Source organism: Flavobacterium sp. DW-iso2 (genome assembly GCF_058725285.1).
In genome coordinates, this window is record NZ_JBZXDY010000023.1 from 1 (window position 1) to 13540 (window position 13540).

Genomic DNA, 13540 nt, shown 5'->3' on the forward strand with positions numbered 1-13540 from the left:
TTTTTAAAAGGGTTTATTTAAGGCTTTTTAACGACTTATTCGGGCTGAACCTAGCAATTGCAGCATAAAAAATAAGCCTGCTTAGAGTGTCTATATTGAGTTATACAACGATAGATTTTGCGGTAATTAATTCAAAAACGGAGTTTTTTCACAGCCTGACGTCTTGGCGCTTGCCGAGGTTGGGGACTTTCGAAGCCGAGTATTTTCGGCTGAACGTAAATGTAGTAAAAAAACGCTAATTCCACTAAATCCCCAATCTTGGCAAACGGCTGTTGGCAGATGCCGTTTTATTTATAACGATTTTATGATTTTTAAAGTCAATTTTCTTAATTCACTTTCAAATTTTGCAGATTCAGTAACTACATCATCAAAATATTTGTTAGATACATCTTTTTCGTAAAATTCATCTCCTGTGATTTTCTTATTTAAACTATTATAAGAATTCACAAGATTAGTTTTAATTTCTATATGTTTACTATTATAACATTCTTCTAAAAACTCACTAAAAACATTGATTTTTTTATCAATTAAATTCATTTTTGAATTTATTTCTTTTCTCTGTTCTTCATTAAAACAATTAGTGCTTTTAAAAGAAAAACAATAATTTTTTAATGTTATTAATTCTTGAGAAATTTTATTTACATCGTCTAAAAGGTATCCTTTTACAATTTTATTATTTTCAAATTGATTTTTAAAAACAAATCCAACCATAAAACCTATAAATACAGTTGTTATCCAATTTAGGATTTCAGAATATCTAATTTTATTATCTATTTCAATATTACATTTTGATTGTATACCAATTCCAATTACTAAACTAACAATAATTGTTAAGATGATGATTACAATAAATTTCCAAGGGATTTTTTTCATTTATCTTTTCGAAATTGGATTATTGATTTCATCTTCTATTGCTTTTGCTCTTGAAGAACTATCTTCACATTTTAGTATAATATGTTTTCTAACTAATTCAGAAGCTTTTTTTTGCCCCATAATTTTACCAAGTTCAAAAGTTATTTTACCGAAAGAACCTGAAATAAATGATGAAGGATATCCATTCATCCCGTTTAAGTTAATTTCTAGAAGACAATTCTCAATTATTGATACAATTAGTTTACCTAACAAGTGGTCTAACAAAAAGGCTTCGCCTGAAGTGTCACCTTCTGAACGGAATCTACCTGCTGGATATGCCGAAAATTCTTCTGCAATATTTATTCTATATTTAATTTCCATTTTCTAATTATTACTTGATATTTCAAAATATATAAAAGTACCCTCAAAGTTATCACTTAATTCCTCACCTTCTTGAGATTTAACATCAATTTTTACATCATTGCTTATGATGATAAATTTTTTAAATTCATGAAGTTTTGCACAATCGATAATTTGCTGAACACCTTTTCCACTAATTTCTTTATCTGTTTTTCTCGAAGAAATTATTTTACCTTCTAAAAAGGGTTTAACTAATAAAAGATTGCCTTTATAAAGATGCTTCATATAATTTTTATAAGTATCAAAACTTGCACTTTTAAATATGCCAATACCTAAATCAATAAAGCTAAATTTTAAAGTATTATTTTCTTCATCTAAATAGTAGTATAACCACCAATCTAAATTTGATATTTTTCCGTCAGCATGATTCATAGTGTTTGACATTGCTTCAACAAGTAGATTATACAAATTATCAGTATCGTAATTTATTCCTTTTTGTTTAAACAATTCTTTGCAAGCTTTTATTGCTTCTGCAGTCATTTCACCTCTTACTTCATTATTTGTTGAATGTTTCCAAAGTTTATTTTTTTGAGAAACTTGTTTCTTTCCTCGACTATTTACAAAATTGTAAATCCCTGATTCGACAAACATTTTTTTAAGTATTGGGTCTTTTGGTGCGTTACCATGTAAAATAACTTTCCTACTTTCTTTTTCACTTAATTTAGCCATTAACAACGTAATTGTTTCGGGTGTCAATTCTGTAATATCTGAAATATCTAAATTTACTGATTCCTTTTGCTTTATGTAGTCTCTCACATCATTAAAATAAGTTAAAACCTCATTAGTATTATTGATAAAAGAAAATTTCTGTGGAGAAGGATAATTAATAATAGTCTTTTTCGAGTTTTCAATTTGTTTTTGCAAATTATCGTAACGTAATTGTATATTATTTAACTTGTTTTTTATCCAATTTTTTGTTCTTCTTTTTTTCTGGTAATTATTTCTTATAGAGTGATATTTTTTATTTTTCTTACTCATTAATTTGTAGTAATTTGTCTTTTGGTTATATAGTATTTCTGCGGTTTTTTCACGGTTTCTGCCAACTTGTATATAACATCAACTATATACCTCTTTTTATTAAAATTCTCTCTTTCTCTAAGACATAAAGACCCACAACAAAAACAAATGTGCTACATCTTCTTGTTGTGGATTAATTTTGTTTTTCGTGGTTTTCAAATGTAGGATATTTTATCTGAAAGAACAGAAAGAGTTATTAACATCTATAACAAATTATAAAGTATCAATTATGACTTTTAGTGCGATTCCTGTTATAAAACAATATTAATTGACGGTATCGAGGCTGCGTGAGGGATAGAAGTGGAAATCCTTTATTATTTTTTATTTAAAATAATAAAGATTGCAACGTATAGCCCGACCGAAGTGATTAGCGAAGTGTAACGCAGCAATCACGAAGGGCACGCCATGATTCTTAACCTTCAGCCGCTAGTAATATGACTGTAGCCGTTATATTGCTTTTTCCAAGGGCTTCGCTCCACTACTCCTTTTATCAAGAAATTTTATCATAATATTAGGAAATTAGCGCTTCAAAAAGCTGTAAATTGGCACAATGAACGGGCGTTAATTGCGTTTAAGGATAATAATTAATTGTACGCCAACTCATTCTTTGGATTGGCTATAAAACAAAAAGACAAATACGATTTATAAATATATGGATAAGATAAAAATACTTTGGGTAGATGATGAAATCGATTATTTAAAACCCCACATATTGTTCCTGGAAAAGAAAAATTACAGTGTTACGACCTGCAATAACGGTCGCGACGCCATAGATATATTTGATAACGAGAATTTTGACATCGTTTTCCTGGATGAAAACATGCCTGGCATGAGTGGTCTGGAAACGCTCTCTGAGATGAAAGAGAAAAAATCAGCCGTTCCGATGATTATGATCACCAAAAGTGAGGAGGAGTATATCATGGAGGAAGCGATAGGTTCTAAAATTGCTGATTACTTGATTAAACCGGTGAATCCCAATCAGATTTTATTGAGTTTAAAAAAGAACTTAGATCACTCCCGCTTGATTTCGCAAAAAACGACCTTGGATTACCAAAAAGAATTCCGAAAAATTTCTATGGAAATGGCGATGGTGAATTCCTATGAAGACTGGGTGGAGTTGTACAAGAAGTTGATTTTTTGGGAACTTAATCTGGAGAATATCAACGATCATGGGATGATTGAAATTTTAGAGTCTCAAAAAGCCGAAGCCAATTCGCAGTTTGGAAAATTCATCGAACGCAATTATGAAGATTGGTTTTTACCAAAAGCGGACAAACCTATTCAATCACATACTTTATTCAGGGAATTAGTCGTTCCTGAAATCGTAAAAAAAGACAAACCCATTTTGTTTGTAGTCATCGATAATTTGCGCTACGACCAGTGGAAAACCTTTGAGAGCGAAGTGTCTAACTATTATAAAGTGGAAAAAGAAGTACCGTACTTCTCTATTCTTCCCACGGCAACCCAATATGCTAGAAACGCTATTTTCTCTGGTTTAACACCATTAGAAATGGAAAAACAGTTTCCGCAGTACTGGAAAAATGACCCCGAAGAAGGCGGTAAAAACCTGTACGAAGCAGAGTTTTTATCGGCACAGTTAAAACGATTAGGACTGAATATTAAAGAAGATTATTTCAAGATCACCAATTTGGCCGCTGGTAAAAAACTGGTGGAAAATTTTAAAGGATTAAAAGACAACGACTTAGTTACTGTGGTGTATAATTTTGTTGATATGTTATCGCATGCTAAAACAGAAATGGACGTGGTAAAAGAACTCGCTTCAGATGATAAAGCGTATCGCTCGTTGACCTTGAGTTGGTTCAAGAACTCTCCGCTGTTAGAAATCATCCAACAGGCTCAAAAACTTGGTTTCAAATTGATTTTAACCACAGATCATGGAACAATAAATGTAAAAAACCCGTCGAAAGTCGTAGGGGATAAAAATACGAGTCTTAATTTGCGTTACAAAACAGGACGTAGTCTTACCTATGAGTACAAAGACGTATATGCTGTCAAAGAACCAAAAAAAATAGGCTTACCTGCCATTAATATGAGTAGTTCTTATATTTTTGCAAAAAATGATTTGTTTTTGGCTTATGTAAATAATTACAATCATTATGTAAGTTATTATAAAAATACCTATCAGCACGGTGGAATTTCATTAGAAGAAATGATTATTCCGTTTTTGATCTTTAATCCAAAGTAAGAAATATGACCATGGAAATTACTTTTTCATTAGATGAAATCGAAAAGACAGCACGCAAGATTGTTGCTAAAAACCCGAATAAAGTGATTCTTTTTCACGGAGATATGGGTGCTGGCAAAACTACTTTTATCAAACAATTAGCCAAAGAACTAGGCGTTACGGAAGCAACTAGCAGTCCAACCTTTTCTTTAGTAAACGAATATCATACTGTCGATAATAAGACTGTTTATCATTTTGATTTCTATCGTTTAAAAACTGAAACAGAAGCATTAGACATGGGAGTAGATGAATACCTTTACTCTGGAAATTGGTGTTTTATCGAATGGGCCGAAAATATCCCAAACCTAATCCCCGATTCCCATTCTGTTATCACTATAAAGGAAATCGCCGGTGGCAAACGTTTGTTAGAATTGAGCTAACTAAACCACTATGGACTTAAAGTCCATAGATTTGATTGTCAGACTTAAAGTCTGCATGTTGTATTGCTAATATTTACCGCAGATTCGCAAAATTATCTCAAATCAATTATTTTAAATTTGCCAATCTGCGAAGTTAACATTTTTTAGAAGCTAAAGCGAGATGCACTGAAAGTACATAGTTTTAAACTCTATTTGAGACCAATAAAATCTATCATGAACGCAGAGAATACAGTTGTAATTATCCCTTTTTCTTCTGATTTAAAGGAACCGATAAAAACATTAAATATAGAATGGCTTACTAAATATTTTAAAATAGAACCCAAAGACGAGCGAGTACTTTCTAATCCTCAGGAAGAAATCATTGACAAAGGCGGAATGATATTTTATGCTAAATACAATGATGTCATTGTAGGTACCGTTTCATTGATAAAAATGAATGATACAGAATTTGAATTGAGTAAAATGGCCGTTACTGATGGTTTGCAAGGCCTGGGAATAGGAAAAAAACTGATGGAACATTGCATCAAAGCCGCCGGAGAAAAGCATCTTGAAAAGATTATTATATACTCTAACAGAAAACTGGCTACTGCAATTGGACTGTATGAAAAATATGGATTTAAGGAAATACCTTTAGAAGATGGCGTTTATGAAAGAGCCGATATTAAAATGGAAAAACGAATATAAGGAACTGTAGATTGTTTTATTTTGAATATTTATACCTGCAGAAAGGAACTTTTTTTAATCTTTTTGCGTAATTTTACCTCTAATAATCACTTTATCAATGTCAATAGCACTCACTCCTTTTACTAAACAACAATTATTACCACAAGAAGAAAAACTCGAGGTAGCCAGAAAAAAAAGCGATCTTTTTATTGGTATTCCCAAAGAAACGAGTTATCAGGAACGTCGTATTTGCCTTACTCCAGATGCTGTTAATTCCTTGTCTTTCAACGGACACCGTGTAATGATAGAATCAGGAGCCGGTGAAAGTTCTAGTTATTCTGATAAAGAATATAGCGATGCTGGTGCAGAAGTGACAAAAGATACAGCCAAAGTATTTAGCTGTCCAATGATTTTGAAAGTTGGCCCTCCTACTCTTGCTGAGATTGCTATGATGAACAATCAGACTATTCTAATCTCGTCGATTCAATTAAAAACGATGCAGAAAAGTTATTTTGAAGCCTTGAGCAAAAAAAAGATAACTGCTTTAGCATTTGAATATATAAAAGATGAAGACGGCAGCTACCCTGCTGTACGATCTTCTAGTGAAATTGCAGGAACTGCCTCGATATTAATTGCGGCTGAACTTATGATTACAAATGAATTCGGAAAAGGGCTACTATTTGGAAATATAACTGGAGTTCCCCCAACAGATGTCGTTATTTTAGGTGCAGGAACAGTGGGAGAATTTGCTGCTAAAACCGCCCTTGGATTAGGGGCAAGCGTAAAAGTTTTTGATAATTCCATCACAAAACTACGCCGACTGCAAAATAACCTGAATCAACGTATTTTTACCTCCACTATACAATCTAAATCGTTACTTAAGGCATTACGACGGTGTGATGTTGCCATTGGAGCGATGACGGGTATTGAACGCTGTCCGGTAGTAGTTACTGAAACCATGGTAGAACATATGAAAAGAGGTGCAGTAATTGTCGATGTCAGCATTGATACAGGAGGGTGTTTTGAATCCTCAGAGGTTACGTCTCATGAAAAGCCGACCTTCATTAAAAGTAATGTAGTGCATTATTGTGTTCCCAATATTCCTTCACGTTATTCAAAAACGGCTTCGCTGGGAATCAGTAATATTATTTCTCCTTTCTTAATGCAAATTGCCGAAGATGGCGGACTGGAAAGTGCTATTCGCTGTGATATTGGATTAAAGCACGGAGTCTACTTTTACCACGGAATCCTGACGAATAAAGTCATTGGCGATTGGTTTGATTTGCCTAATAACGATATCAATTTAATTGTATTTTAAGTAAACTTTCCGTTATCTTTGCAAAAAAATAATTCATGAAGTTTTTCCATCGTTTTGCCTACTATTTAGTGGGGTTAGTTATAGGTATATTTTTTGTTTCTCTTGTATTTAGCGGAAAAGATACCCGTTGTAATTATTTTCCTAATGCCAGAGTTTTAAATGATTTAAGGAATAAACCATTTGAATATTCTGAAAAAGCCTCTCAAGTTTTAGCCGAAAAATGGATTGACACTATCGACATTAAAAACACATTAGAGTTTGGAGATATTGATTTTGATAATAGCAATACTGAATTTCACAAAGCTAAACTTTACGTGATTGAAGGGAAAACTACTAAAAACCAAGAAATCATATTGAAAGTAAGCAATCGCGAGGACAAAGCTATTCTGGAAGAAATTATTAAGAAATAAAATAGCAGTCAGTTTCATTATTTAGACGTGCCACCATATAAAAATAGGGCTCATTACTTTGCGGTAATGAGCCCTATTTTTATATGCTGTCGGGCTTTACGCGCTACTTCGGTAGCAAGCTTCAATCCCTCACGCGAGAATGATACTAATGATAGATATTATAGTGCCATGTCGTCTAGATAATACCTATGCTAATTATAAAACAGTCCAATTGTCAGTTCGAGCGGAGTCGAGAACCACTATTGCATCTCGACTCCGCTCTATGTGACAAAAATTAGTTCGGACTATACTGTACTTGTGTTTGGCATAACAATCAGTCGTACTATTTGTCACGCTGGAAGCGTCTCAGCAAAGTTGCGTACTTATCCTACGACGCTTTTAGCGTGACAAACTAGGTGCTATAGTTTATAAAATAGAATAGAAGGCTTTTATTATTTGGGTTATGCTATATTTAGAAGCAGTATTAGAAGTAGAAAAACCTATGTTTCTATTTGTTTTAAAAATTCGAGTTATTAAAAAAGACTCCCATTATTGAAAATCCAATCAATTTCGGTTTTACCACTTGCCTTCAAATAGGAATTTGTTTTACTGAAATGCTTATTCCCAAACCACTTTCCCTGATTTGCACTCATCGGCGACGGATGTCCCGACTCTAAAACTAAATGTTTGCTTCGGTCTATTTTAAGTCCTTTTTTATGCGCAAAATTACCCCAAAGTAAAAACACCACCTGTTCCTTACCCTCCGAAATCTTTTGAATTACGGCATCCGTGAAAACGTTCCATTTTAAATGTTTATGACTGTTTGGCGTATCTTCCCTTACCGTTAGCGAAGCGTTCAACAATAAAACACCCTGCTTTGCCCACGACTCTAAATTACCTGATGATGGTAAAAATAAGGTTTCTAATTCATCACTTATTTCCCTGAAAATATTTCGTAGCGAAGGCGGAATACGTACCCCATCGTTTACAGAAAAAGCCAAGCCATTAGCCTCGCCTTTACCGTGATAGGGATCCTGACCTATGATCACGACTTTTACCTCTTTGAAACTACAATAGTTAAAAGCCGCAAAAATCAACTCATTTGGGGGATAACAAGTATGAAGCTTGTATTCTTCATCTACATTTTTCATTAATTCATGAAAATAAGGTTTCTGAATTTCGTCTGTTAAAATAGCCTGCCACTTGGGATCAAGATTGATTTTCATAATGTAAAGTTGTTGCGCAAATATACAGTAAGATTACGAAGTCATTTCCTAAATTAGCATAACAAAATGTCGATTGTTTCTCCATTTTTGTTTTATTTCATTACCAAAGAGAGTAAAATAGAATTCAACTATAGATATATCATAAAGTACACTAAGTGATAGTCTGATTTAACACAGAATCTTTGTAACTTTGCTTCATTGCAATTTAGAAAAAAGAATGATATCCATTACCGAAAAAACATTACAAGATTTACAATTCCCAACTGTACTCGAAACCATTTCGACCATCTGTAACACAGACATTGGAAAACAAAAAGCCTTAGAAATAACCCCTTTTAAAGACAAAGAAACTTTGATGCAAGCTTTGATGCAAACATCTGAATATGTCTCTTCCTTTCAAAATAACAATGCGATTCCCAATCATGGTTTTGATGCCATAAGCCACGAAATTAAATTTCTGGCGATTGAAGATAGTTTTCTAGAAGTGGGAAGTTTTAGAAAAATTGCAACCTTATCTTCAACGGTTAATTTTTTATTGAATTATTTCAAAAAATTCGATGACTATTACCCGCATTTAAATACCAGAGCCTCCCAAGTGGATCTCACCAAAGAAATTATCAGCTCCGTTGATGCGATCGTAGATAAATACGGTGAAATAAAAGACAATGCATCTCCTGATTTATTGAATATTCGCAGAGACATAAACGTAATTCGTGGTAAAGTCAACCAAAGTTTTGGTGTTGCACTGACGCAATACAACAGTTTAGGTTATCTTGATGATATTAAAGAAAGTTTTGTTCAAAATCGCAGGGTTTTGGCTGTTTTAGCCATGTACCGTCGTAAAGTCAAAGGATCAATACTGGGAAGTTCGAAAACAGGAAGCATCGCTTATATCGAACCGGAGACCACACTGAAATATTCTCGTGAATTAAGTAATTTAGAATATGAAGAAACCGAAGAAATCACTCGTATTTTAAAACAATTATCGAATGATATCCGTCCGTTTTTACCGTTGTTAATTCAATACCAGGATTTCCTTAGTGACATTGATGTTATTGCCGCTAAAGCAAAATATGCTAACCGAATCAATGGTATCATGCCTCAAATTACGGACAATCGCCGTCTTTATTTTAGAGATGCCTACCATCCTATTTTGTATCTGAACAACAAACAGAAAAAAGAAATTACGCATCCGCAAACTATTGAACTGCAACAGGAAAACAGAATCATTGTAATTTCTGGACCGAATGCTGGAGGAAAAACAATCTCTTTAAAAACGGTTGGGTTGCTCCAATTGATGTTGCAGTCCGGAATGTTGATTCCAGTTCATGAACGCTCAGAGACTTTTTTATTCGATAGAATACTTACAGATATTGGAGACAATCAATCCATTGAAAATCATCTGAGTACATACAGTTACCGACTAAAGAACATGAACTACTTCTTGAAGAAATGCAACAAGAAAACAATGTTCCTGATTGATGAATTTGGTACTGGTTCCGACCCAGAATTGGGTGGTGCTTTGGCAGAAACTTTCCTCGAAGAATTCTACCATCGAGAAGCTTTTGGAATCATAACAACGCACTATTCGAATTTAAAAATTTTGGCCAATGAGTTGCCATTTGCGACTAATGCTAATATGATGTTTGATGAAAAGTCATTGGAACCCATGTATAAATTAGCTTTGGGTCAAGCGGGAAGTTCCTTTACTTTTGAAGTAGCATTGAAAAACGGAATTCCGTTTAGTCTGATCAATCGTGCCAAGAAGAAAATTGAAGTTGGAAAAGTACGATTTGATAAAACTATTGCCACCTTGCAAAAGGAGCGTTCTAAGATGGAAAAGACCTCACAAACGCTAAAGGAAGAAGAAACTAAAGCGCGCGAGGAAGGAAAGAAAATGGAAACAATCAATGTCAAAATCAAGCAAAAACTAGAAAGCTATCAGGAATTATATGACAGCAATCAAAAGACCATTTACATAGGTCAGAAAATTGAAGACATTGCCGAAAAATATTTTAATAACAAAAGTAAAAAAGACCTTATTGGTGAGTTTTTAAAAATCATCGAAATTGAAAATTCAAAACGCAAGAAAGCAACGCCAAAAGAAGCCAAAGCTATTGTAGCCAAGAAGAAAGAAGTCATTGCAGAAGTTACTGTACATGTAGAGGAAATCAGGAAAGAAAAGAAGGAAAAGAAATTGAAACCTGTTATCGAAAAAGTCAAGGCTATTTTAAGAATAGGTGATCGTGTACGAATGCTGGAAGGAAAAGCAGTAGGAAGTATTGATACCATAGAAAAAAATAAAGCAACTGTAAATTACGGCATGTTTACGTCAAAAGTTAGTTTAGACGAACTAGAGTTGGTGGAAGCGATGAAGAAGAAATAAATAATATTCAGATTGAAGTGATCAGCGTTTAGTCGGTTTTAGAAACTATTTTGGCCTCACAATAAAAAAAAATGCAAAAACTACCTAAAGAAAAAAAAATAATCCTCTTTGATGGCGTCTGTAATTTGTGCAATTCGGCAGTACAATTTATCATAAAACACGATAAAAAAGACCTCTTCCGGTTTGTAGCTTTGCAGTCTGATTTAGGGAAAAAGATTAGTAACCATATTGGGATTGACTCCAAAAAAATGGACAGTATCATTCTATACAAGCCTGGAATTGCTTATTACCACAAATCGGAAGCGGCTTTAGAAATTGCTTCTCAGCTTGGTTCTTTTTATAGTTTACTGGGTGTTTTTAAAATTTTGCCAAGCTCATTAAGCGACTTGATATACGATTGGGTTGCTAGAAACAGATACAAATGGTTTGGCAAAAAAGAGAGTTGTATGATTCCTACACCGGAGTTAAAATCAAAATTTTTAACATAAAATATTATTTAATGATTTTTATCATATTGTTTCAGTGACAAAATTTATATTTTTGATTTATAAAAAAATTTAGTATGAAAAATATAGCACTTGTAAATTGGGATAATGGTTCGTTTATTATTGTTTTTGTCTTTGGATTTGTTGTCCTCGCAATAATCACATCTGTAATATTATTAATGAATAATGACAAGAAAAAGAAATAAGATTAGGATTGCTTTTAAGCCATTTAAGGATAGATAAATCGAGGTACCTCAAATCTCATACTTTCGTGTGTGGTTTTTAGAAGTACTCTTGTATCTAAATATGGAGCGCAGTAGGTACTTTCCTCTTTTAAAATAGACTACAAATTGGGTGGCTGTTTTAACAACATCGTCTTAACTATAATTTGAAACCAAAAAAAAGGATGCCGAAATGGGCATCCTTTTTATTGTTGTGTAAAAACTAGAATTAACTTCTAATTAGTTTTCTGTATTTCAAACGTTTTGGAGTTAAATCCCCACCTAAACGTTTTTTCTTGTTTTCTTCGTATTCAGAGAAACCACCTTCAAAATAATACACATCAGAGTTTCCTTCAAAGGCAAGAATGTGCGTACAAATTCTATCTAAGAACCATCTGTCATGCGAAATTACCACTGCACAACCTGCAAAATTATCAAGACCTTCCTCTAAAGCACGTAGCGTATTAATATCTAAGTCATTGGTAGGCTCATCTAGTAGCAAAACGTTACCTTCTTCTTTCAAAGTCATAGCAAGATGTAAGCGGTTACGCTCTCCACCAGAAAGTGTTGAAACTTTTTTGTTTTGATCACTTCCTCCAAAGTTAAAACGGCTTAAATACGCACGAGAATTCACTTGACGTCCTCCCATCATAATTAATTCTTGACCATCACAGAAGTTTTCCCAAATAGATTTATCAGGATTTATATTAGAGTGCGCTTGATCGACATAGGCAATCTTAACTGTATCACCAATTACAAATTCACCAGCATCTGGTTTTTCTTCTCCCATTATCATTCTAAAAATAGTAGATTTACCAGCACCGTTAGGCCCTATAATCCCAACTATTCCGGCTTGTGGTAATGTAAAGTTTAAATTATCGTATAATAATTTATCCCCATAGGCTTTAGAAACGCCTTTGGCTTCGATTACATTAGTACCTAAACGTGGTCCATTAGGAATATAAATTTCTAATTTTTCGTCTAATTCTTTTTGATCTTCATTAAGCATTTTATCGTAGTTCTGTAAACGTGCTTTCTGTTTCGTTTGGCGTCCTTTAGCACCTTGGCGAACCCAGTCCAACTCACGTTCTAAGTTTTTTCTACGTTTTGAAGCTACTTTTTCTTCAAGTGCCATACGTCCTGACTTTTGCTCTAACCAAGAAGAATAGTTTCCTTTCCACGGTATCCCTTCTCCTCTATCCAACTCTAAAATCCAACCGGCAACATTATCCAAAAAGTACCTATCGTGCGTTACAGCGATAACTGTTCCTGCATATTGCGCTAAATGTTGTTCTAACCATAATACACTCTCTGCATCCAAGTGATTGGTAGGCTCATCAAGGAGCAATACATCTGGTTGTTGCAATAATAAACGGCATAAAGCCACACGACGACGTTCCCCTCCAGAAAGGTTCTTTATAGGTGTATCTGCATCAGGAGTGCGCAAAGCATCCATTGCAATTTCTAATTTTGTATCAATTTCCCATGCCCCTAATGCATCAATTTTGTCTTGTAACAAAGCTTGACGATCCATGAGTTTCTCCATTTTTTCTGCATCTTCATAAACTTCTGGAAGACCAAAACTATCATTGATTTGGTTGAATTCCTCCAATACAGCCATAGTTTCAGCAACACCTTCACGAACAATTTCGATCACTGTTTTGCTATCATCCAAAATGGGTTCTTGTTCTAAATAACCAACCGTATACCCCGGTGCAAAAACAACATCTCCCTGATAGTTTTTATCCGTACCAGCGATAATTTTTAATAAGGATGATTTACCTGAACCATTTAGTCCTAAAATACCAATTTTAGCTCCATAAAAGAAACTCAAATAGATATTTTTAAGAACAGGCTTATCTGCTCCTTGATAGGTTTTACTCAACTTTGACATTGAGAATATTACTTTCTTATCGTCTGCCATTTTTTATTATTTTT

13 protein-coding genes are annotated in these 13540 nt (G+C 33.7%); 8 read left to right on the forward strand and 5 right to left on the reverse strand.

The window, feature by feature from the left end:
• Positions 1-291: 291 nt before the first annotated feature.
• From AC4PRO_RS14020 to AC4PRO_RS14030, 3 genes are read right to left on the reverse strand one after another with little or no spacing between them, the layout of a single operon-like run.
• Complete coding sequence (locus AC4PRO_RS14020) at positions 292-873, reverse strand: hypothetical protein (protein ID WP_492117769.1); 582 nt, start codon at positions 871-873, stop codon at positions 292-294.
• Positions 874-1233, reverse strand: coding sequence for a hypothetical protein (locus AC4PRO_RS14025; RefSeq protein WP_492117770.1), 360 nt, complete (start codon positions 1231-1233; stop codon positions 874-876). It lies immediately after the preceding gene.
• A 3-nt stretch (positions 1234-1236) separates the two neighbouring features.
• A complete protein-coding gene (locus AC4PRO_RS14030) occupies positions 1237-2250 on the reverse strand; it encodes a hypothetical protein (protein ID WP_492117771.1) in 1014 nt (337 codons plus the stop codon).
• A 691-nt stretch (positions 2251-2941) separates the two neighbouring features.
• On the opposite strand from AC4PRO_RS14030, the gene porX reads away from it, so the two are divergent.
• The 5 genes from porX to AC4PRO_RS14055 all read left to right on the forward strand — a co-directional run bounded on the left by porX (position 2942) and on the right by AC4PRO_RS14055 (position 7305).
• Entirely contained in the window at positions 2942-4495 is a 1554-nt protein-coding gene (porX, locus tag AC4PRO_RS14035) for a T9SS response regulator signal transducer PorX (RefSeq protein ID WP_074723602.1), read from the forward strand.
• A gap of 11 nt (positions 4496-4506) precedes the next feature.
• Positions 4507-4914 carry a tRNA (adenosine(37)-N6)-threonylcarbamoyltransferase complex ATPase subunit type 1 TsaE gene (tsaE, locus tag AC4PRO_RS14040; protein ID WP_074723737.1) on the forward strand — a complete coding sequence of 136 codons (408 nt, stop codon included), beginning with the start codon at positions 4507-4509 and terminating at the stop codon, positions 4912-4914.
• 213 nt (positions 4915-5127) lie between these two features.
• Positions 5128-5598 carry a GNAT family N-acetyltransferase gene (locus AC4PRO_RS14045; protein ID WP_074723603.1) on the forward strand — a complete coding sequence of 157 codons (471 nt, stop codon included), beginning with the start codon at positions 5128-5130 and terminating at the stop codon, positions 5596-5598.
• Positions 5599-5695: 97 nt separating this feature from the next.
• Positions 5696-6895, forward strand: a complete 1200-nt coding sequence (locus tag AC4PRO_RS14050; protein ID WP_074723604.1) for an alanine dehydrogenase — start codon at positions 5696-5698, stop codon at positions 6893-6895.
• Positions 6896-6930: 35 nt separating this feature from the next.
• A complete protein-coding gene (locus tag AC4PRO_RS14055; RefSeq protein WP_074723605.1) occupies positions 6931-7305 on the forward strand; it encodes a DUF4258 domain-containing protein in 375 nt (124 codons plus the stop codon).
• 512 nt (positions 7306-7817) lie between these two features.
• On the opposite strand, the gene AC4PRO_RS14060 is transcribed toward AC4PRO_RS14055, so the two are convergent.
• Entirely contained in the window at positions 7818-8510 is a 693-nt protein-coding gene (locus tag AC4PRO_RS14060; protein WP_074723606.1) for a uracil-DNA glycosylase, read from the reverse strand.
• 217 nt (positions 8511-8727) lie between these two features.
• On the opposite strand from AC4PRO_RS14060, the gene AC4PRO_RS14065 reads away from it, so the two are divergent.
• From AC4PRO_RS14065 to AC4PRO_RS14075, 3 genes are all read left to right on the forward strand, one after another.
• A complete protein-coding gene (locus AC4PRO_RS14065; protein WP_492117772.1) occupies positions 8728-10896 on the forward strand; it encodes an endonuclease MutS2 in 2169 nt (722 codons plus the stop codon).
• 71 nt (positions 10897-10967) lie between these two features.
• Positions 10968-11384 carry a thiol-disulfide oxidoreductase DCC family protein gene (locus AC4PRO_RS14070; protein ID WP_492117773.1) on the forward strand — a complete coding sequence of 139 codons (417 nt, stop codon included), beginning with the start codon at positions 10968-10970 and terminating at the stop codon, positions 11382-11384.
• Positions 11385-11458: 74 nt separating this feature from the next.
• The gene (locus tag AC4PRO_RS14075) at positions 11459-11587 is read left to right on the forward strand and encodes a hypothetical protein (RefSeq protein WP_492117774.1); all 129 of its coding nucleotides are present in this window, start codon (positions 11459-11461) and stop codon (positions 11585-11587) included.
• Between the two features lie 244 nt (positions 11588-11831).
• On the opposite strand, the gene ettA is transcribed toward AC4PRO_RS14075, so the two are convergent.
• On the reverse strand, positions 11832-13526 hold the full coding sequence (gene ettA / locus AC4PRO_RS14080) for an energy-dependent translational throttle protein EttA (protein WP_492117775.1): 1695 nt from the start codon (positions 13524-13526) through the stop codon (positions 11832-11834).
• Between the last annotated feature and the right edge of the window lie 14 nt (positions 13527-13540).

Bases quoted from the DNA above. Each gene is read 5' to 3' on its own strand.
- AC4PRO_RS14025 (WP_492117770.1), bottom strand. From the start codon at position 1,233: ATGGAAATTAAATATAGAATAAATATTGCAGAAGAATTTTCGGCATAT.
- AC4PRO_RS14045 (WP_074723603.1), top strand. From the start codon at position 5,128: ATGAACGCAGAGAATACAGTTGTAATTATCCCTTTTTCTTCTGATTTA.
- AC4PRO_RS14065 (WP_492117772.1), top strand. From the start codon at position 8,728: ATGATATCCATTACCGAAAAAACATTACAAGATTTACAATTCCCAACT.
- AC4PRO_RS14075 (WP_492117774.1), top strand. From the start codon at position 11,459: ATGAAAAATATAGCACTTGTAAATTGGGATAATGGTTCGTTTATTATT.
- AC4PRO_RS14050 (WP_074723604.1), top strand. From the start codon at position 5,696: ATGTCAATAGCACTCACTCCTTTTACTAAACAACAATTATTACCACAA.
- AC4PRO_RS14060 (WP_074723606.1), bottom strand. From the start codon at position 8,510: ATGAAAATCAATCTTGATCCCAAGTGGCAGGCTATTTTAACAGACGAA.
- AC4PRO_RS14020 (WP_492117769.1), bottom strand. From the start codon at position 873: ATGAAAAAAATCCCTTGGAAATTTATTGTAATCATCATCTTAACAATT.
- AC4PRO_RS14030 (WP_492117771.1), bottom strand. From the start codon at position 2,250: ATGAGTAAGAAAAATAAAAAATATCACTCTATAAGAAATAATTACCAG.
- ettA (WP_492117775.1), bottom strand. From the start codon at position 13,526: ATGGCAGACGATAAGAAAGTAATATTCTCAATGTCAAAGTTGAGTAAA.
- AC4PRO_RS14070 (WP_492117773.1), top strand. From the start codon at position 10,968: ATGCAAAAACTACCTAAAGAAAAAAAAATAATCCTCTTTGATGGCGTC.
- porX (WP_074723602.1), top strand. From the start codon at position 2,942: ATGGATAAGATAAAAATACTTTGGGTAGATGATGAAATCGATTATTTA.
- tsaE (WP_074723737.1), top strand. From the start codon at position 4,507: ATGGAAATTACTTTTTCATTAGATGAAATCGAAAAGACAGCACGCAAG.
- AC4PRO_RS14055 (WP_074723605.1), top strand. From the start codon at position 6,931: ATGAAGTTTTTCCATCGTTTTGCCTACTATTTAGTGGGGTTAGTTATA.